This window comes from Cellulomonas sp. APG4, assembly GCF_009996735.1.
GTDB lineage: Bacteria > Actinomycetota > Actinomycetes > Actinomycetales > Cellulomonadaceae > Actinotalea.
The window spans coordinates 22,502-41,629 of sequence record NZ_JAACYI010000022.1; the positions used below are offsets into that span (position 1 = coordinate 22,502).

Annotated in this window: 15 protein-coding genes and 1 tRNA gene; 11 read left to right on the forward strand and 5 right to left on the reverse strand. The window is 75.1% G+C overall.

Going from position 1 to position 19,128, the window contains the following annotated elements; translation table 11 throughout:
* Nucleotides 1-40: 40 nt before the first annotated feature.
* The 7 genes from GXB85_RS14570 (at nucleotide 41) to GXB85_RS14600 (ending at nucleotide 7,629) form a co-directional block, all read left to right on the forward strand.
* Nucleotides 41-1,048, forward strand: a complete 1,008-nt coding sequence (locus tag GXB85_RS14570) for a Gfo/Idh/MocA family protein (protein WP_161918389.1) — start codon at nucleotides 41-43, stop codon at nucleotides 1,046-1,048.
* Nucleotides 1,049-1,078: 30 nt separating this feature from the next.
* Nucleotides 1,079-1,750 carry a dTMP kinase gene (gene tmk, locus GXB85_RS14575; protein ID WP_370524264.1) on the forward strand — a complete coding sequence of 224 codons (672 nt, stop codon included), beginning with the start codon at nucleotides 1,079-1,081 and terminating at the stop codon, nucleotides 1,748-1,750.
* Nucleotides 1,747-2,883 carry a DNA polymerase III subunit delta' gene (locus GXB85_RS14580; protein ID WP_161918390.1) on the forward strand — a complete coding sequence of 379 codons (1,137 nt, stop codon included), beginning with the start codon at nucleotides 1,747-1,749 and terminating at the stop codon, nucleotides 2,881-2,883. The genes tmk and GXB85_RS14580 overlap by 4 nt, the downstream gene beginning before the upstream one ends.
* 104 nt (nucleotides 2,884-2,987) lie before the next feature.
* A complete protein-coding gene (locus tag GXB85_RS14585) occupies nucleotides 2,988-4,562 on the forward strand; it encodes an alpha/beta hydrolase (RefSeq protein ID WP_370524265.1) in 1,575 nt (524 codons plus the stop codon).
* Nucleotides 4,563-4,639: 77 nt separating this feature from the next.
* Nucleotides 4,640-4,712, forward strand: a tRNA-Thr gene (locus GXB85_RS14590).
* 182 nt (nucleotides 4,713-4,894) lie between these two features.
* Nucleotides 4,895-6,508: a DUF4153 domain-containing protein gene (locus tag GXB85_RS14595; protein WP_237728286.1), complete on the forward strand. Its 1,614-nt coding sequence runs from the start codon at nucleotides 4,895-4,897 to the stop codon at nucleotides 6,506-6,508.
* A gap of 41 nt (nucleotides 6,509-6,549) precedes the next feature.
* The gene (locus GXB85_RS14600) at nucleotides 6,550-7,629 is read left to right on the forward strand and encodes a LacI family DNA-binding transcriptional regulator (protein ID WP_161918392.1); all 1,080 of its coding nucleotides are present in this window, start codon (nucleotides 6,550-6,552) and stop codon (nucleotides 7,627-7,629) included.
* A 50-nt stretch (nucleotides 7,630-7,679) separates the two neighbouring features.
* Here GXB85_RS14600 and ligD read toward each other — a convergent pair whose 3' ends face one another.
* The 4 genes from ligD to GXB85_RS14620 form a co-directional block, all read right to left on the reverse strand.
* Nucleotides 7,680-8,777 carry a non-homologous end-joining DNA ligase gene (gene ligD / locus GXB85_RS14605; protein WP_161918393.1) on the reverse strand — a complete coding sequence of 366 codons (1,098 nt, stop codon included), beginning with the start codon at nucleotides 8,775-8,777 and terminating at the stop codon, nucleotides 7,680-7,682.
* Nucleotides 8,778-8,786: 9 nt separating this feature from the next.
* Entirely contained in the window at nucleotides 8,787-11,720 is a 2,934-nt protein-coding gene (locus GXB85_RS18675) for a helix-turn-helix transcriptional regulator (RefSeq protein ID WP_161918394.1), read from the reverse strand.
* A gap of 164 nt (nucleotides 11,721-11,884) precedes the next feature.
* On the reverse strand, nucleotides 11,885-12,121 hold the full coding sequence (locus tag GXB85_RS14615) for a hypothetical protein (RefSeq protein WP_161918395.1): 237 nt from the start codon (nucleotides 12,119-12,121) through the stop codon (nucleotides 11,885-11,887).
* Between the two features lie 153 nt (nucleotides 12,122-12,274).
* Complete coding sequence (locus GXB85_RS14620) at nucleotides 12,275-12,550, reverse strand: DUF2277 domain-containing protein (protein ID WP_161918396.1); 276 nt, start codon at nucleotides 12,548-12,550, stop codon at nucleotides 12,275-12,277.
* Nucleotides 12,551-12,595: 45 nt separating this feature from the next.
* On the opposite strand from GXB85_RS14620, the gene GXB85_RS14625 reads away from it, so the two are divergent.
* Together GXB85_RS14625 and GXB85_RS14630 are read left to right on the forward strand one after the other, a co-directional pair.
* Nucleotides 12,596-12,868: a hypothetical protein gene (locus tag GXB85_RS14625; protein WP_161918397.1), complete on the forward strand. Its 273-nt coding sequence runs from the start codon at nucleotides 12,596-12,598 to the stop codon at nucleotides 12,866-12,868.
* 153 nt (nucleotides 12,869-13,021) lie between these two features.
* On the forward strand, nucleotides 13,022-13,558 hold the full coding sequence (locus GXB85_RS14630) for an ATP-binding protein (protein ID WP_237728287.1): 537 nt from the start codon (nucleotides 13,022-13,024) through the stop codon (nucleotides 13,556-13,558).
* 147 nt (nucleotides 13,559-13,705) lie between these two features.
* Here the strand turns inward: GXB85_RS14630 and GXB85_RS14635 are convergent, their stop codons facing one another.
* Nucleotides 13,706-17,407: a S8 family serine peptidase gene (locus tag GXB85_RS14635; RefSeq protein WP_161918398.1), complete on the reverse strand. Its 3,702-nt coding sequence runs from the start codon at nucleotides 17,405-17,407 to the stop codon at nucleotides 13,706-13,708.
* Between the two features lie 305 nt (nucleotides 17,408-17,712).
* Between GXB85_RS14635 and GXB85_RS14640 the strand changes: the two genes are divergently transcribed.
* Nucleotides 17,713-17,949: a PspC domain-containing protein gene (locus tag GXB85_RS14640; protein WP_370524266.1), complete on the forward strand. Its 237-nt coding sequence runs from the start codon at nucleotides 17,713-17,715 to the stop codon at nucleotides 17,947-17,949.
* Between the two features lie 136 nt (nucleotides 17,950-18,085).
* Nucleotides 18,086-19,111: a PfkB family carbohydrate kinase gene (locus GXB85_RS14645; protein ID WP_161918399.1), complete on the forward strand. Its 1,026-nt coding sequence runs from the start codon at nucleotides 18,086-18,088 to the stop codon at nucleotides 19,109-19,111.
* Nucleotides 19,112-19,128 lie beyond the last annotated feature (17 nt).

A 19,128-nucleotide genomic window follows, 5' to 3' on the forward strand; every position in this document is an offset into this window, starting at 1 on the left:
CCTACGGCCGGGACGCGCGTGAGCCGCTAGCGTGAGCGCCATGACGATCGCGCCCGACCCCCGCACCGCCCCTCCGATCCGCTGGGGGGTGCTCGGGCCCGGCGGCATCGCCCACACGTTCGCGCGCGCCGTGCGCGACCACACCCGCGGCCGCATCGTCGCGGTCGGATCGCGCAGCGCCGAGCGTGCGCAGGCGTTCGCGGACCAGTACGGGATCCCGACGGCGTACGCGAGCTACGAGCAGCTGGTCGCGGACCCGCAGGTGGACGCCGTGTACGTCGCGTCCCCGCACTCGGGGCACCACGAGCACGCGCTGCTCGCGATCCGCGCGGGCAAGCACGTGCTGGTCGAGAAGGCCTTCACGCGCAACGTCGCCGAGGCGCAGGAGGTCGTGACGGCCGCGCACGAGGAGCGGGTCTTCGCGATGGAGGCCATGTGGACGCGGTTCCTGCCGCACGTGGTCGCGCTGCGCGGCGTGCTCGAGCGCGGCGAGATCGGTGAGGTGGTCTCGCTGCTCGCGGACCACGGCCAGGCCTTCGGGCACCTGCCTGCGACGCACCGCCTGCACGCCCCCGAGCTCGCCGGCGGCGCGCTGCTCGACCTGGGCGTGTACCCGGTCTCGTTCGCGCACGACCTGCTGGGCGTCCCGGACCGCGTGGTCGCGACGGGCTCGCTCACGCCCGCCGGTGTGGACGGGCAGGTCAGCATCGCGCTCGGCTACGGCGAGCGCGTCCAGGCCTCGCTGCACACGACGCTGTGGTCGCGCACCGCGACGACGGCGGTCATCGGCGGCACCGAGGGGCGCATCGAGGTCGCGAGCGACTTCTACCGGCCCACGAGCTTCACAGTGGTCCGAGACGACGGCAGCCGACGCACGTTCTCCCAGCCCGTCGACGGTGGCTTCCAGTACCAGGCCGCCGAGGTCGCGCGCTGCGTGGCCGAGGGCTCGCTCGAGAGCGAGTCGATCACGCTCGAGGACTCGCTCGCGGTGATGCGCACGCTCGACGAGGTGCGGCGCCAGGTGGGCGTGCGCTACCCGGGTGAGTGACGTGTCGGCCGTGCCGACTAGCGTGAGCGCGTGACCGACGCCCTGCCCGTGCCCCGTCGCGACCACCGCGGGGTCTTCGTGTCGTTCGAGGGTGGCGACGGCGTGGGCAAGTCGACCCAGCTCAGCCTCCTCGCGGAGTGGCTCGAGCAGCGTGGTGTCGAGGTCGTCCGCACGCGAGAGCCCGGTGGCACCACGCTCGGTCAGGCCCTGCGGGACGCCGTCCTGCACGGGGAGGACGTGAGCCCGCGCACGGAGGCGCTGCTCTACGCGACGGACCGCGCGCACCACGTCGCGAGCGTCGTGCGCCCCGCCCTCGAGCGCGGCGCGGTGGTGCTCACGGACCGCTACCTCGACTCGTCGGTCGCGTACCAGGGGGACGGTCGCGCACTCGGGACCGAGGAGGTCGAGCGGCTCTCGCTGTGGGCGACCGAGGGCCTGCTGCCGGACCTGACGGTGCTGCTCGACCTCGACCCGGACGTCGGCCTCACACGGCTCAGCGGCGCCCCGGACCGGCTCGAGCGGGCCGGGGCCGAGTTCCACCGCCGCACCCGGCGGGCCTACCTGGACCGCGCGGCCGCGGGCGGGACGCGCTGGCTCGTGCTCGACGCCGCACGGCCGCGTGAGGAGGTGCAGGCCGCGGTGCGTGAGCGCGTCGCGGTGCTGCTCGAGCAGCTGGGCGTCCCGGCGGTGGGGTCGCCGTGAGCGTCTGGGACGACGTGGTGGGTCAGCCCGCCGCGGTCGAGGTGCTGCGGGCGGCGGCGGCCGACCAGACGGCGATGACGCATGCGTGGCTGCTCACGGGCCCGCCCGGGTCGGGACGCTCCAACGCCGCGCGCGCGTTCGCCGCGGCGCTCCAGTGCCCGCAGGGCGGGTGCGGCCACTGCCAGGCGTGCGCCACGGCGCTCGCGGGCACGCACGCCGACGTGACGGTGGTGCGCACCGAGAAGGTGACGATCAGCATCGACGAGGTGCGTGACCTCATCGGCCTCGCGCAGCGCTCGCCGTCGCAGGGGCGCTGGCGCGTGATCCTCGTCGAGGACGCCGACCGCATGGTCGAGCGCACGTCGAACGTGCTGCTCAAGGCGATCGAGGAACCTCCGCCGCGCACGGTCTGGCTGCTGTGCGCGCCGAGCCCGCAGGACGTCGTGGTGACCATCCGGTCCCGGTGCCGCGGGGTCGCGCTGCGCGTCCCGCCGGTCGAGGACGTCGCGCGTCTGCTCGTGCAGCGCGACGGCGTGGCCCCCGAGGTCGCCGAGGTCGCGGCGCGGGCCGCGCAGAGCCACATCGGCCTCGCGCGCCGCCTCGCCCGCGACCCCGACGCGCGCGAGCGGCGCGACCGAACGCTGCGCCTCGCGTCGTCGATCCGCGGCGTGGGTGACGCGGTGCTCGCGGCGGCGGACCTGGTCGAGGTCGCGCAGGCGGAGGCGAAGGCCGCGACGGCGGACAGGGACGCGGCCGAGAAGTCCGCGCTGCTGCACACGCTCGGCGCCGACGGCGGCGGGACCCTGCCGCCGAGCCTGCGTGCGCAGGTGCGTCAGCTCGAGGACGACCAGAAGCGCCGCGCGACCAGGGCGCAGCGCGACGTGCTCGACCGCGCGCTGCTCGACCTTCTCTCGCTGTTCCGCGACGTGCTCGTGGTCCAGCTCGGGGCGGACGTCGCGCTGGTCAACGCGAGCCACGAGGAGGCTGTGCGCACGCTCGCCGAGAGCAGCACGCCCGAGCAGTCGGTGCACCGGATGGACGCGATCGCCGAGGCCCGCACGCGCCTCGAGGGCAACGTGGCGCCCCTGCTCGCGATGGAGGCCATGGCCGTCGCGCTGCGCCCGCAGGCCTGACGGCCGGTCACGAGCACAGGCCCCGGTCGCGAGCCCGCCCCTCGGCATGGGGAGATGCTGTGTGCCGTGCCGGGATGGTCCCTCCGGTTGGCTACCGTTGGCCCGTGCCGCTCGACGCCCCTCCCGTGCCCGCCCTCCGCCGTCCTCGTCCCCGCCCGCACGTCCGTGCCGCGGCCGTCGTCGGCGCCGGTGCCCTGCTGCTCGCGGGGTGCGTCGCGCCCAAGGAGCAGACCACACCGCCCACCGTGGACGCCGACGGTCAGACCCAGGCCCCGGTCGAGGGCGGGATCGAGGCCTACTACGGCCAGGAGGTCGCGTGGGAGGAGTGCGGTGACCTCGAGTGCGCCGTCGTCCAGGCCCCGCTCGACTGGGACGACCCGGGGGCGGGGAGCATCGAGCTCGCGATGAGCCGCTCGCTCGCGACCGGTCCCGACGACGCACGTGTGGGCTCGCTGCTGCTGAACCCCGGGGGGCCCGGGTCGTCCGGCATCGAGTTCCTCGAGGGCGCCGGGGCCGCGTTCGGCGAGCCCGTGCGCGAGGCCTTCGACCTCGTGGGCTTCGACCCGCGCGGGGTGGGGGCGTCGTCGGCCGTGGACTGCGGTGACGGCTCGGTGCTCGACGACTTCTTCCTCGACGTGCCGCCCCTCGAGGACGACGCCGACGTCGAGGCGGCCCGTGCACGTGTCGCCGCGTTCTCGGAGGGGTGCCTCGCGGCGACCGGCCCGCTGCTGGGCCACGTCGACACCGTGAGCGCCGCGCGCGACCTCGACCTGCTGCGCGCGCTGCTGGGCGACGAGCAGCTGCACTACGCGGGCTTCTCGTACGGCACGTTCCTGGGCGCGACCTACGCCGAGCTGTTCCCCGAGCGCGTGGGGCGCATGCTGCTCGACGGCGCCCTCGACCCGTCGATCAGCTCCGAGCAGCTCTCGGTGGGTCAGGCCGAGGGGTTCGAGGCCGCACTGCGCGCCTACGTCGAGGACTGCCAGGCGGGCAACGGCTGCCCGCTGCGCGGCTCGACGGACGAGGGCATGCAGCAGATCGCGCGGCTCGTCGAGCGCACCGCCCAGCAGCCGCTCGACACCGAGGGCGGGGTGCCGCTCAACGCGACGCTCGCCGTCTACGGCATCGTCCGCACGCTCTACAACGACGCGGACTGGCCCGCGCTGACCGCGGGTCTCGAGGAGGCGCTCACCACGGACACGGGCGCGCTGCTGCTCGCGTTCGCGAACGACTACCTCTCCCGCACCGCGGACGGCGACTACCTCGACAACACGATGGTCGCCTTCACGGCGATCAACTGCCTCGACTACCCCTCCGAGCGCATGGACGCGGCCGCCCTCGCCGAGCGCACGGCGGCGATCGAGGAGGTCGCGCCCACCCTCGGTCGCTTCTTCGCGACCGACGTGGGCTGCGACGGGTGGGCCGTCCCGTCGACGGGCGAGCGCGGACCGATCGCGGCCGACGGCGCCGCACCGATCGTCGTCGTGGGCACCACGGGCGACCCAGCGACGCCGTACGCGTGGAGCGTCTCGCTCGCCGAGCAGCTGTCCTCGGGCGTGCTCGTGACCTGGGAGGGCGAGGGGCACACCGCCTACCTGCGCTCGAACGCCTGCGTCACCGACGCCGTCGACGCCTACCTCGTCGACGGCACGGTCCCGGAGGACGGCCTGACCTGCTGACCGGCCCGGGTCGCTTTGGTGGGAGGGCGCGGGGTCGGTACAGTGGTCCCCGCCCGTCGCGCGAGCGCGCCCGGCACGCCGCCTTAGCTCAGTCGGCAGAGCGTCTCACTCGTAATGAGAAGGTCAAGGGTTCGATTCCCTTAGGCGGCTCCGACCACGCCGAGCCCGGTCCCACGGACCGGGCTCGCGTCGTCTTCCCACCCACGCCGGTCGCGCCGGCGACGCCTCGGGAGCGGCTCTGCACCCGACCTCCACGGCTGCCCACCGGACCTGCACGGGACGTCCGCGCCGGTCGCCCCCACGCGTGGGCCGCCGTCCCTACTGTCGGGGCCATGAGCTCCCCGCACCCTCCTGAACCGGTCCCTTCAGCCCCTGCGGTGCAGGTCACGGCCCTGCCGGGGCCGACGACGGCGCTCCCCAGGACGGGCCCCCCGAGCGGCCCGGTGCACGAGTTCTGGTCGGCGCGGCGCGCGCCGGTGCCGACGCCGGTCCTCGTCACCTCGGGCGTCGTGGGGGCGCTCGGCGGGGTGCTCGTCGTCGGGCACCGGCCAGGCCTCGGCGTCGCGCTGCTGGGCCTCGGCGTGTGGGCGGGTGCCGTCCCGGTGCTGGCGCGTCGGCGCGCGATCGTCGACCTGGTGACCCTCGCGCTCGTGGTCGCGCTGATCGGGGTGGTCGCGGTGCGCGACGCCGACTGGGTGGTCGCGGTGTGCGTGCTCGTCGCCCTCGCGGCCGCGGCGGTGACGATCACCGGCGCCCGCACCGGCCTCGCGGCGCTGCTCTCGCCGGTCGCCGCTGCGGCCGGGGCGTTGCGCGCGGTGCCGTGGCTGCGGCACGGGCTCGGTGCCCGTGCGGGGGCGCGGCGCGACCAGGTGCTCGTGGCCGTGCGCAGCGTCGCCGTCACGGTGGGCCTGCTCGTGGTCTTCGGCCTGCTGCTCTCGAGCGCCGACCCGGTGTTCGCGAGCTACCTGCCGCGGTTCTCCGGCCCGCTCCTGCCCGCCCGGATCGCGGTCGCCGTCGTCGTGGCGGGCCTGGTCGCGACGCTCGCCCACCTGGCCCTCGCCCCGCCCGACTGGTCACGGGCTCAGGCGCCGGCCGGTCGACCGGCCCGCCGCGGGGAGTGGCTCCTGCCGCTGGTCGCGCTCGACGTGCTGGTGCTCGGGTTCGTCGCGGTGCAGCTCGCGGCCCTGCGCGGGGGCCACGCGCACGTGCTCGAGACCGTCGGCCTCACGCACGCCGAGTACGCCCGCGAGGGCTTCGGGCAGCTGGTCGCGGTGACCGCGCTCACCGTGGTGGTCGTGACCCTCGCGGTCCGGTACGCACCGCGGGGCTCACAGCAGGACATCCTCCTGGTGAGCGTCACGCTCGGCGCCCTCGCACTCGGCACGCTCGGCGTGGTGGCCTCCGCCCTGCGCCGCATGGACCTGTACGTCGAGGCCTTCGGTCTCACGCGGCTGCGGGTGCTCGCCACCTTCGGTGAGGTGGTGCTGGCGGTCGTCGTCGTGCTGGTGGTGGTGGCCGGGCTGACGTCGGGGCGGTGGTTGGTCCGTTCGCTCGTGCAGGTGGTCGCGGTCGCGGCCCTCACGCTGGCGGCCGTCAACCCGGACGCGATGATCCTGCGCCACAACGCGGACGCCGACCTCGAGACGGGCGTGGACGTCGCCTACCTGCACGGCCTGTCGGCCGACGCCGTGCCGGTGGCCGCAGGCCTCGACGGGACCTGGCGCTCGTGCCTGCTCGACGAGGCCCCGGCGTGGTCGGCCGCAGCCCGTGCCGCCGATCCCGAGGCGCGTGACGGTGCGCTCGGCTGGAACCTGGGGCGGGCGCGCGCCGCCGACGCGCTCGAGGGGTCGCCGTCGAGCAGGTGGTCGGAGGAGCGCGACGTGCTGCGCACCACGGGCGTGGTGGGCACCACCGCGTGCCGCGAGGTGGCCGGCGGCAGCCGGTGACGGCCGGTCGCGCGGCGGGTGCGCCGCCCTACGCTGGGAGCATGCCCTCAGGTCGTGGACGCCGGCGCGTCACGCTGCAGACCATCGCGGACGACGTCGGGGTGTCCCGGATGACCGTGTCGAACGCGTTCTCCCGACCGGACCAGCTCTCGGCAACCCTGCGCGCGACCATCCTCGCGCGCGCCGAGGAGCTCGGCTACGTGGGTCCCGACCCCGCCGCGAGGGCCCTCGCCCGTGGCACCACGGGCGCCATCGGGGTGCTCCTCACGCAGTCGATGGCGTCGGTGTTCAGCGGTGAGCACTCCGTCGAGTTCTTCAGCGCCGTGGCGCAGGAGCTCGCGCCGACGGGGCTCGCGGTGACGCTGCTGCCCTCCTACGGCTCGCGGGACGTGGTGCCGGCCCGTGACGTACCGCTCGACGGCGCCCTCATCTACGCGGCACCCGACAACGCCCCCGCGATGGACTGGCTGGTCCGGCGTCGCCTGCCGCTGGTGTTCGTGGACCGCCCGGCGGTGTCCGGGAGCGCCACGGTCACGCTCGACGAGCGCGAGGCCGCGCGGCAGGGTGCGCAGCACCTGCTGGACCTGGGGCATGTGCGTGTGGGCGTGCTCACGCAGGCGTTCGACGGTCCGCACGGGCTGCTCGCGGGGCCGCACGAGGCCTCGGGGGACTCGGTGTCGCGTGGTCGGGTCGAGGGCTGGTTCGCGACCCTCGAGGCGGGCGGGGCCCACGGTGTGCTCGCCCAGGTGCGCGACAACAGCGTCGAGGCCGGCCGCGAGGCCGGCCGGCTCCTGCTCGACGGCGTCGATCGTCCGACGGCGGTGCTCTGCTTCTCGGACGAGATGGCCGCGGGCGTGCTGCAGGCAGCCCGCGAGATGGGCCTGACCGTGCCCGACGACGTCTCCGTGGTCGGCTTCGACGACGCGGGCCGGGCGCGCCGCACCACGCCGCCGCTGACGACGATCCGCCAGGACGTCACCGACAAGGGTCGCCGCGCCGCCGCGACCCTGCTCGACGCGATCGCCCTGCACCGCGCGGGCTCGGCCGAGCAGCCGGCCGACGTGGTGCTGGGGACGGAGCTCGTGGTCCGCGGGAGCACAGCGCCTCCGGCGCTCCGGTGAGCACAGCGCCTCCGGCGCTCCGGTGAGCACAGCGCCTCCGCCCTGGTGAGTCAGTCGTCGGCGGCCTTGCGGTCGCGGTCCCGGCTGGGCTGCACGCGCTTGGGCTCGCCGGGCATCTTCGGGTACTCGGGCGGGTAGGGCAGGTCCTCGTGGCCGTGGTCGCGCTCGTCGCGGTCCGCCATCTCGAGCAGCGGCTCGAGCGAGTAGGCGGGCCGCTGGTCTCCGGGCGCCGCGGGGGCGCTGAGCGGCTCGTAGAGGTCACCGAGCTCGGCGAACCTCGCGGGCGCGGTGAGCACGTCGAAGTCGTCCGGGTGCACGTCGCCGATCTCGTCCCAGCGCAGCGGCATCGACACGGTCGCGCGGGGGTTGGCCCGGATCGAGTATGCGGAGGCGATCGTGCGGTCGCGCGCCATCTGGTTGTAGTCGACGAAGATCTTCTGCCCGCGCTCCTCCTTCCACCACTTCATGGTGACCTGCTCGGGCATGCGGCGTTCGATCTCGCGTCCGAGCGCGATGGTGGCGCGGCGCGCCTGCGTGAAGCTCCAGCGGGGCTCGATCGGCACGAACACGTGCAGCCCGCGCCCGCCCGACGTCTTGGGCCAGCCCTCCATGCCGAGCTCGTGCAGCAGCGCACGCACCTCGGGAGCCACGCGCACGGCGTCGTCGAAGTCGGTGCCCGGCTGGGGGTCGAGGTCGATGCGCAGCTGGTCGGGTGCCTCGACGTCGGCCGAGCGCACGGGCCAGGGGTGGAACGTCAGGGTGCCGAGGTTCGCGGCCCAGGCGACGACGGCGAGCTCGGTGGGGCACACCTCGTCGGCGGTGCGTCCGCTCGGGAACGCGATGGTCGCGGTCTCGACCCACTCGGGCGCGCCGCGCGGAAGGCGCTTCTGGTAGAACGCGTCGCCGCTGTTGTCGGTGCGGGTGGACAGCCGTGCACCCTCGAACACACCCTTGGGCCAGCGTTCGAGCGTGGTGGGCCGGTCACGCAGGGCACCGAGGATGCCGGGTCCCACCGCGACGAAGTACTTCACGACGTCGAGCTTGGTCAGGCCCCGCTGGGGGAAGACCACGCGGTCCGGGCTGCTCACGCGGACGGCGCGACCGTCCGCCTCGATCTCGACGGCGGGACTCGACGCTCGGGCGGCCATCCGGTCACGCTATCCGCGTGCGTCCGCGGTGACCACGGCAGGGTCCAGCAGCCCGCGGCGGTGCGCGGCGGCGACGGCCTCGGCGCGGCCCGAGACGCCGAGCTTGGCCAGCAGGTTGGACACGTGCACGCTCACCGTCTTGCCGCTGATGAACAGCTGCTCGCCGATCTGCCGGTTCGTGAGCCCGCGGGCCACGAGGGTGAGGACCTCCTGCTCGCGTGCCGTGAGCACCTCGCCCGCGGTGCGCGCGCCCGGCAGGTCGAGCCGTGCGCGGCGCGCGAGGGTCTGCACGGCCGTGCGCAGCGGCCCCGCGCCCATCGCGACCGCCTCGGCGAGAGCCGTCCCCGCCTGCTCGGTCGCTGTCACGCGGTCGCCCTGCGCCAGCGCGGCCTCGGCCCAGCGCCACCTGCTGCGCGCGACCTCGTACCGGTAGCCGTAGTCGAACTCCGCGACCGTGGCGGCCCACAGCGCGGTCGCGTCGTCCGCCTGCCGCAGCCGCGCGGCCTCGGCGCGGGCCCGCGCGAGCCAGGCGCGTCCCTCGGGGCCCAGGCGACCGCCGCGGGGGCGGCCTCGTTCGGCGGTCTCCTCGGCGAGGCGCAGGAGCTCGGCGCCACGGCGCTGCCATTCGACGGTGCTCGCCCCCGAGAGGCGCTCGACGGCGGCGGCGTCGGCGAGGGCACCGAGCGACAGCGCGGCGAGCCAGATCCCGCCCAGGAAGTAGTCGTCCCACCGGGCCACCAGGTGCTCCATGAGCTGTGAACCCAGCTCGACGGCCTCGTCGTGGCGGCCCTGCCAGGTGAGCGCGTCGATGGTGCACCCGCCCGCGAGCAGCACCACCTGGGCGTCGCCCCCGGGCTCGGCGAGCCGCAGCCCCAGCTCGACGGCGTCGTCACCCCGGGCCGTGGCGCCGTAGAGGCCGACGGCGGAGAACAGCTCGGCGAACACCGGCGGCAGCTCGTCGAGGGGCAGCGACATCGCCGAGAGGTCGCCCCGCGCGTACCGCACGAGCTCGCTGAAGAAGCGCGCGGACAACCCGAACTCGCTCCAGGTGAGCCCGGTCGCGGCGCTGCGCTCGAGCAGCTCGGTCAGCGCGCGCTCGGCGGCCTCGAGGCGACCCGCGTAGTACGCGGTGGTCGCGAGGTTGTAGGCGCAGCGTTGCTCGGTCAGGACGTCGCCGGCCTCGTGCGCACGCTGCCGGGCCACCTCGAGCAGCTCCGCGGCGCGGGTCGGGTCGTCCACCACGAGCACCGCGAGGGTGGCGAGCGCGTCGGCCTCGGCCGCGGGGACGCCGCCGCTGCGCGCGACCTCGACCGCGGCGGTCGCGGCCTCGTGCGCCACGGCGTCGCGGTCGTCGATGAGGGCCGAGCGGGCGAGCACCGCATGCGCCCAGGCGCGCTCGAGGGCCGGCCCGTCCGGCCCCAGCAGCTCGAGCGCGGTCGACGCCTGGTCGACGGCCTCGCCGTTGCGGTCGATCCCCAGCAGTGCCCGCGCCAGGACGAGGCGCATCCAGGCGTTGCGCACCGTGTCGCCCTGCGTCAGATCCACGGCCTCGCGGGCCAGGCCCACCGCGAAGTCGAGCCGCCCGGCGCGGCTCGCGGCCTCGACGGTGCGCTCGAGCACCGCCGCGCGGTCCGTCCCCAGGTCCGCCGAGCCAGGGAGGGCGTCCCAGTAGTGCAGGGCGGTCTTGAGGTGCCGCATCTCCTCGACGGGCGCGAGCACGCGGGCCGCCTCGGTCGCGGCGTCGAGGCTCGCGCGGACGGTGACCTCCCACGCGTTGGCGTTCCGTGCGTGGTGGGCGAGCTCGGCGGCCGAGCCCAGGGCGGGCTCTGCGGTGATCGCCTCGAGGTAGGCCTGGTGCAGGCCCAGCTGCTCGCTCGGCAGGAGGTCCGCGTAGACGGCCTCGGCGAGCAGCGCGTGGCGGAAGGCCAGCCGGCCGTCCTCCGTGTGCAGCACGTTGCCCGCGACCGCGGCCCGCAGCGCCGCGTCCACGGCTCCCGCGTCGCCCAGCCGTGGTGTCACGACCGCGCGCAGCAGCGGCTCGCGCACGCGGCGGCCCGCGACGGACGCCGCACGTGCGAGCACCTGCACCTCGGGTGCGGCCTGCTCGACGCGTGAGCGCAGCACGTCCCCGAGCGAGCCGGGCAGGGCCATCGACTCGGCCCCGGCCTCGACGAGCTCCTCCGCGAAGTAGGCGTTGCCCTCGGAGCGCTCGTGGACCCGGCGCAGCGCGCGCTCCGGCAGCGGTGAGCCGTTGACCGCCGCGGCAAACGTGCGCATCTCGCTGAGCGTGAAGGCCGGCAGCTCGAGGCGCTCGACCCGTGGGTGCCGTGCGAGCTCGGCCAGCACGGGTCGCAGCGGGTGCGTCCGGTGCAGCTCGTCCGTGCGGTAGCTCGCGACGAGCAGCACGTGCTCACCCCGCAGTCGCGAGATGAGGAAGCGCAGTACGTCGCGGCTCGACGCGTCCGCCCAGTGCAGGTCCTCCACGACGAGCACGAGCGGGGCACCCGGGCGGCCCGCCCCGGCGAGCACCGCGCCGATCGCGTCGAACAGGGACAGCCGCGCCGCGCCGTCGTCGGCCGGGGCGGGGCCGGCGCCCGGGAGCAGGCGAGCGAGCGCCGGACGCTCCGCGAGCACCTCCTCGACCACGTGCGCGAGCCCGGGCTCGTCACGCAGACGCCCGAGCGCCTCGGCGAACGGCAGGTACGGCAGCCCGACGTCGCCCAGGTCCACGCAGTGCGTGACCACGGCGCGGGCGCCGGTCGCCGTCGCACGGGTGAGGACCTCGGTGAGCAGCCGCGTCTTCCCCACGCCCGCGTCCGCTCCCAGCAGCACGGCCCCGGGCGTGCCCGCGGAGGCGCGTGCGACCGCGTCGGCGAGCGCCGCCAGCTGCTCGTCGCGGCCCACGAACGCCGTCCCCGGCCCGCCCGAGGTTCCCCTGCTCATGGGCCCGATCCTGGCAGCGCCGTCCGACACGGGGAAGGCCGCGTCCGCCGCGACGCCGGGCTCCTGCGCGGGTGGTGCTGCGGAGGGCCCGACGCCTGCGTCGGACGCGGCCTCGGTGCGGACGCCCGCGTCGGTTGCCCGTGCGGATGTCGGGGTGGGTGCTCTCACCGGGCGACGACGGGTCGCGGACGCGCCGCCGTCGCGAGGGCGGCGCGCTCGGCCCTGCGGCGCCACGGACGGCGCGGGGCGATCGCGACGGACTGCGGGCCCCGGCGACGCGCGGCGGCGTCGTGGAGGCCCTGCGTGCGGTAGGCGACCTCGGCGTCGAGCGCGGGTCCCCAGCTCGTGAAGCTCATCTCGTCCTCCTGCGGGTGCAGGCCGGGTGCCTGCGTGACTCCCACAGTGCTGCTGAGGCGCCCGCCACCGGATCGGGAGGACGACCGATCCTGAGCCTCAGGCAGGCCCTGAGGCTCGCCTGAGGCACCTCAGACCACCTCAGCCGCCGCTACCCCCGCTCACCCCTCGGCTGGTGGCGCGGTGGGCGGAGCGGGCCCTCAGGAGGCCGGCGCGTACCGGGTCGCGGCGCGGGCGCGACGCTTGGCGGCCTCGACCTCACGGTCCTTGGGCGGGGCCTTCGTCACGAGCGCTTCGAGCAGGTGCCGCGTCGCGTGCTCGACCTCGGCGACAGCACGCTCGAACGCGGCCGAGTTCGCCTGGGACGGCTTCGTGGTCCCCGCGATCTTGCGGACGTACTGGAGCGCGGCCGCGTGGACCTCGTCCTCCGTCGCCGCGGGTGCGAGGTTGTGCAGGGTGTGGATGCTTCGGCACATGCTCCGACGGTAGGACGTGCCGTGCACGCGTGGTAGATCTGGGGCGTGAGCGACACCAGCACCCCCGGCGAGGAGCCCGTCTCGGCCGCCCTGCGCGACGCCAAGGCCCGGGCACGGTCCACGCACTACACGGTGGGCACGCTGCGCGCGGACCCTGACGGCACGGTCTGGCTCGAGTGCTCGTGCGGGACGGTGCTGCGCAACGGGCCCACGTGGACGCTCGACGAGCACGTGCGGCTGCACCGGGCCGAGGCCAAGTACCTCGAGCTGTCCGCCGCAGCCCCCGCGGGCATCCCCCGCATGATCGACCTTCCGTGACGGTTGCGGCGCTCGGCGCGCTCTCCCCACGGCGGCGCTCGGCGCGCTCTCCCCACTGCGGCGCTCGACGCGCCGAGTGCCGCCGGGTGCGCCACCCTGGAAGGGTTCACCTGGTCGGATAGCCTGACGTGGACCTGGAGCTGGGGGTGAGTCATGACGGACCGTGCGAGACGCACGTCGTCCGGCAGCACCCTGCGGCTGGTCCCGCAGCAGAGTGGGCCGGCTGACGGCGCCGACGACATCCCGCGCGGCCCGGGGGACCCGGCCGGCCCGGGTGGCGGGTCGGGCCACGGCGAGGGTGACGACCACATCAGCATCGTGCTGCCCGGCCAGCGGCAGTCCGTCGCCGTCGGCCGGCACTGGGTGGTGCGCACCGCCGCCGAGCGCGGGATCACCGGCATGGCGAACCAGGTGCTCGAGCTGCTCTCGAGCGAGCTGCTGGCCAACGCCGTGCTGCACGGCCCGGCCGAGGGCGCGATCGGCGTCCAGCTGCGGCAGACCGAGATCGCGGTGCGCGTCTCGGTCAGCGACGGCAACCAGCGCAGCCCCGTCGTGATGCACAACGAGCTCGACTCGGCCAACGGCCGGGGCATGGCGATCGTCGAGGCGATGTCGAGCCGGTGGGGCATCGAGACGCACGAGGACGGCGGCAAGACCGTCTGGTACGAGCTCGACCTCGACGACTTCTGAGCCGCCCACGTCTGCGGGTGGCGGCCGCCGCCGCCCCCTCTCCGTACCCGCGCCGGACCCGCGCGCCCGCACGCACGACACCTACGCACGCACCCCCCCACGCACGACGACGGCCCGGGCACGTGACCCGGGCCGTCGTCGTCGTGCTCAGCGCCTGAAGAGGCCCTTCGTGATGGTCAGCGTGTGCTCGGCCGAGGACGGCGCGACCACGTCGTTGCCCGTGTAGGTGATCGTGAGGGCGTGCGCCCCCGTGGCGAGGTCCCGCGGCAGCAGGACCGTCGCGAACCCGAGGCGCCGGTAGGTGTGCACCTTCGCCGAGGCGATCACCTCGCCGCCCTCGCTCACCTCGACGGTCCCGGTGGGCTCGCCGCCCTCGGACCGCACGACGACGGCGACCGGCACGGGCAGCCCGCGCGGGAACGACGTCGGCGCGACCACCGCGAGGTGCGACGCGTCGAGCTCAGGCTCGGGCTCCGGCTCGGTGACGGTCACGTCGACCACCTGGGCCCGCTCGCCGTCCACGTTCCGCGTGTGGAGCAGCAGCAGGTCCTGCGTGGCCTCGGCCGTGCGGTGCACGGTGAACGCCTCACCCGGTGCCCCGAGGAACCACAGCGAGTCCTCGGTGCCCTCGCCGCCGTCGAACCAGTAGGGCGGTGCGAACGGGTCGGCCGTGAACGGCTCGGCCTCGTCGACGATCCCGCTGGCGTCGGGTGCGTACGGCGAGTACGTCGCGACCGTGAAGCGCGGGGTGTCCCCGGCCTCGATGCCCACGGCGTCGATGTTGATCGGCGCCACGACCACGTCGTTGTCGAACACCGTGGTGTCGAGGTCCGCCCACAGACCGTTGACGGGCGCGAGGTCGAGCAGGTCGCCCAGCTCGTAGGCACCGGTCTCGGCGTCGTGCTCGAGGGCGTAGGTCTCGACCGTGGTGAAGTCGAGCTCGGGCCCGTACTTCCACACGTAGGTCTCGAGGTCCCAGATCCCGTCGCCGTCGACGTCCGTGTCGATGATCGGCACCACGTTGGTGCCCAGCGACGCCCACTCGCCCTCGGTCGCGATGCCGATGCCGATGGTGCCGCTGCCGGCCTCGGGGTCGCCGGCCGCCGCGAGCTGCGGTGCGGTCGACGCGAAGCCGATGTGCCGCAGGTCCGCGGCACGGATCGAGGACTCCGAGGTGCCGGTGTCCGGGACGTCCTCGAGCTGCGGGCTCGAGGCCATGAGCGTGAACGGCGCGACCAACGAGGTCCAGCCGCCGCCGTCGACCCCGCGGCCGGTCAGCGTGAGCGGGGCCTCCTGTGCCTCGGCCGGGAACGTGACCGGCTCGGCCGAGAGCTCGCTCACGGGACGCGGTGCGGCGTGCACCGGGACCCGCAGCGCGGGGTCGTCTCCGCCCGACGGCGTGAGCACGAGGCGTCCGGAGATCGTGGCCACGTAGTCGCGGGGCACCGGGATGCCCAGGTCGTACGTCGGCTCGGACGTCGGGTCGAGCTCGCGCTCGAGCGTGGCCGGGTCGACCGTGAGCGTGAGGGTCACGGTGCGGCTGTCGCCGGCCGGCACGGTCAGGCTCGCGGGCGTGGTGGTGACTGTCGCCCCACCGGCCGAGGTGGCCTGCGCGAACGAGGTGTCGAACCGCTTGCTCCGGTTGCCGGTGTTGGTGACGGTGACCGTGCGCCGCTCGACGACGGTCTCGGCCCCCACCTCGACCACGCCGAACGCGACGGACACGAGGTCGGTGTCGTCCGTCGCCCAGGCGAGCACCTCGGTCTCCGCGGCCTGGAGCGCGTCGACGCGCCCCGAGCCCACCCGTTCGGGCCCGTACACGGGGCCCGTCTGGCCGAGCTCGCTGAACACGTCGTGCGTCGCGGTGTTCATGACGGCGGCCTTGACCTGCGCCGGGTTCCAGCCCGGGTTGGCCTCGGCCACCAGGGCAGCGATGCCCGCGACGTGCGGGGTGGCCATCGAGGTGCCGGTCTTGGTCGACGCGCCGTCCCCGGTGCCCGAGGCGGACGACGAGATCAGCGTGCCGGGCGCCGCGACGTCGGGCTTCACGATGCCCAGCGAGCCGTGGACGCCGCGCGACGAGCCGTCGTTGAGCGTGTCGCCCAGCTCCGGGTTGCTCACGAACGCCGCGTTCGCGAGTGACGGGCCCAGGTGCACCTCGACGCCGCCCGCCTGGATCGCGGGGAGCAGGGTGTCCGTGGCGTCGGCGGTGAGCTGCGCGCCCGGGACGTTCGCGTTGCCCGCGATGCCTGCGGGGAACACGGGCTCCTCGGTGCCGATGAGCACGCCGACCGCGCCCGCGGCCTCGGCGTTGTTCCACCGGACGGTGCTGCCGCACGCACGCGTCGAGTCGTTGTCGTCCCAGTACAGCCAGACGATGTTCCCGTCGATCACGTCGGCGTGCTCCTCGAGCGAGGTGCAGCCGTCGATCCCGTCGCCCAGGTAGACGACGGGGGCCGTGACGTCGTCGGTGCCCGTGTAGTTGACGCTGTTCTGCGCGGGGTGCAGGCCGAGCAGGGCGTCGTCGGGCGCGGCCGTGACCTCGACAGCGTCGTAGGTCTGGGTGTCGGCGACGGAATTCGCGACGGTCAGCGCCGAGCGCGCGTTGCCGGGGCTCCCGCCGATGTCCGTGACGTCGCCCGCGTTGCCCGAGGCGATCACCGACAGCACGCCGAGCGCGCTGAGCCGGTCGATGAACAGGTTCTCCGGGTCGTCGGCCGGGCTGTGGTCCGAGCCCAGCGACAGGTTCACGATGTCGAGGCGGTCGTTGAAGTCGAAGTCGCCGTTCGGGTCGGCCGCCCACTCGAGCGCGTCGATCACCAGACCGGTGCTGCCGCCGACGTCGCCGAACACCTTGAGCGCGTAGACGCCCGCGAGGGGCGCGGTGCCGGGGCCGATCTTCCAGTCGGAGATGTCGGTGAGGCTCGCGTAGTCGCCGTCGAACGTGGTGCCGTCCTCGAGCACGCCGTAGCCCGCGGCGCTCCCGGCCACGTGCGTGCCGTGGCCGCCGTTGGCGCTGGTGTCGGGTGCGTCGATCGGGTTGGCGTCCGGGGTGGGCACCGAGCCCGCGACGGCCGCGTTGTAGTCGGGGCCCGCGAAGTCGTAGCCGCCCAGGTACTTCTCGGGGTCGAGCAGGTCCTCGGGCACCGGGCCGGTGCCGTTCTCGCCGTACGCCTCGGCGTAGGCCTCGGCCGTGCCGGGCCCGCCGAAGTCGGCGTGCGTGTAGTCGACGCCCGTGTCGATCACGCCGATGGTCACGCCGTCGCCGGTGCGGCCCGTGGCCTGCCACGCCTCGAGGGCCCGCGTGAACACGTCGGTCCCCTTGTTGGCGGGCTTCTTGGGCACCACGAGGTGGACGGCCTTCACGTCGTCCTCGCCCGCGAGGGCCCGCAGGCGGGTCGCGTCACCGCTCACGACCATGCCGGCCACCAGGTTCGTCGTGACCGACAGCCGCTGGGGCGTCGCCTGCGCGGTGCGCTGGTTCGAGGTGTCGGGCACCACCTGCTCGGCGAGCTCCTCGACCTCGGCGGCCGCCTGCTCCACGTCGGCGGCGTCGCCGCCCGCCTCGGCGGTCTCGACGCCCGACGGCGCCTCGAGCTCGACGAACGCGGTCACGTGGCCCTCGGCCTCCATGAGCGCGGGGGAGACCTTGCCGGCCTCGCCGCCCCAGCGCTCCTCGACGCGGCCCTCGAGGCCGCCGGGACGCTCGAGGCCCTCGCCGTCCTCGACCGGGAGGCCCGCGGCGTCGTCGGGTGGGGCCGCTCCCGCGGCACCCGCGGCCGCGATGCTCAGCGGTACGGCCAGCGCGAGGCTGGTGACCGCGGCGAGGACAGGTCGGCGTCGACTCATGGTTCTCTCCCAGGTGGGCAGCAGGACGAGCCCACGGACGCCGGACGACGACGACGCGCTGCGCGCGGTGCGTGCATGCGGTCCCCCTGGTCCCCACGGCGACGAACGGCTCGGCTCGCACAGTACGCGCCGGTAACTTGCCCGGTGAAGCCCCTGGGTCGAAAAAGTGACGAACATGTGTGACTCGTGGCCGCTCAGGGCCGGACCAGGGCCGGATCAGGGGTTCACCGGATCCCGCGCGGCCCGGCGAGGGCGCAGGCTGGGACCAGAGGGGCGCACCGGCGCCCGTGACCGGAGGAGGAACCGTGGGCGTCAACGAGAGCATGGAACGACAAGGCCTGGTGCGGCCCCGCGACGGGCGTGTGCTCGCCGGGGTGTGCGCGGGCCTCGGCCGCAGGTTCGGCCTCGACCCGTGGGCCGCACGCCTGATCTTCGTGCTCGGCCTCATGCTGATCCCGGGCAGCCAGCTGCTCGTCTACCCGATCCTGTGGGTGCTCATGCCGAACGAGCGCGTGCCCAGCACCTGGACCCCGGCGGCCTGATCCCTCACGGGAGGAGGTGCGGAGCACCGCCCCCGCGTGCCGCGGAACAGTCGCCGCACCACCGGGCCGGGCCCGCCGTTCGAGGTGCGGGCCCGGCACTCGCTCGGGAGACTCGGGGTGACCCGAGGAGGAGCCCGTGACGCGAGCACGACCCGAGAACGCGACCCACGACGACGGCGCTGCCGAGGTCCCCACGGTCTGCGTGCTCGCGGTGACGCCGCAGCTCACCGTCACGATCGAGCCGCCCGTGGAGGTGCCGAGCGAGGACGACGTGCCCGGGGCCGACGAGCCCGAGGACGAGCCGTCGCGCAGCGACGACGAGATCCACGTCCACGTGGGCGGGCAGGGTCTGTGGGTCGCGCGCATGGCCGAGTCGCTCGGCGCGCAGGTCACGGTGTGCGCACCCTTCGGCGGTGAGACGGGCGAGCTCGTGGCGCACCTCGCGGGTCGCGAGGGCTTCGACCTGCGCAGCATCGGCGTCGCGGGCGCGACCGGTGCGTACGTCCACGATCGGCGCCCGGGGGAGCGGACCGAGCTCGCGCGGATGGCCACACGGGCCTTCGGTCGGCATGAGCTCGACGACCTGTACGGCTCGGTGCTGGTCGCGGCGCTCGACGCGGACGTCACCGTCATCACGGGTGCCGAGCCGCCGTCGGTGGTGCCGCCCGACCTCTTCGGCCGCCTCGCGACCGACCTGCGCGCCCAGGGCCGCACGGTGGTCGCCGACCTCTCGGGCGACGCGGCGCGCGCCGTCGCCGAGGCCGGCCTCACGGTGCTCAAGATGAGCCACGAGGAGATGCTCGAGACCGGGATCGCGCGCGGGGCCGGGGTCGCCGCGCTGCGCCGCGGCGCCGAGCGCCTGCTGGGCCCGGTGGACGCCGTCGTCGTCTCGCGGGCGGAGGACCCGACCCTGGTCGTGACGGCCGACCGTGCGCTGCTGGTGCGGGCGCCCGCCGTCACCACCGTGGACCACCGCGGCGCGGGGGACTCGCTCACGGCCGGGACCGCCGTCGGGCTCGCGCGCGGGCTCGACGTCGCCGAGGCGGTGCGGCTCGGCACAGCCGCGGGCGCGCTCAACGTGACGCGCCGCGGCCTCGGCTCGGGCCGGCCCGAGCAGGTCGAGCGCCTCGCGGCCGAGGTCGAGCTCGAGCACCTGGACTGACCACCGGACTCCCGAGG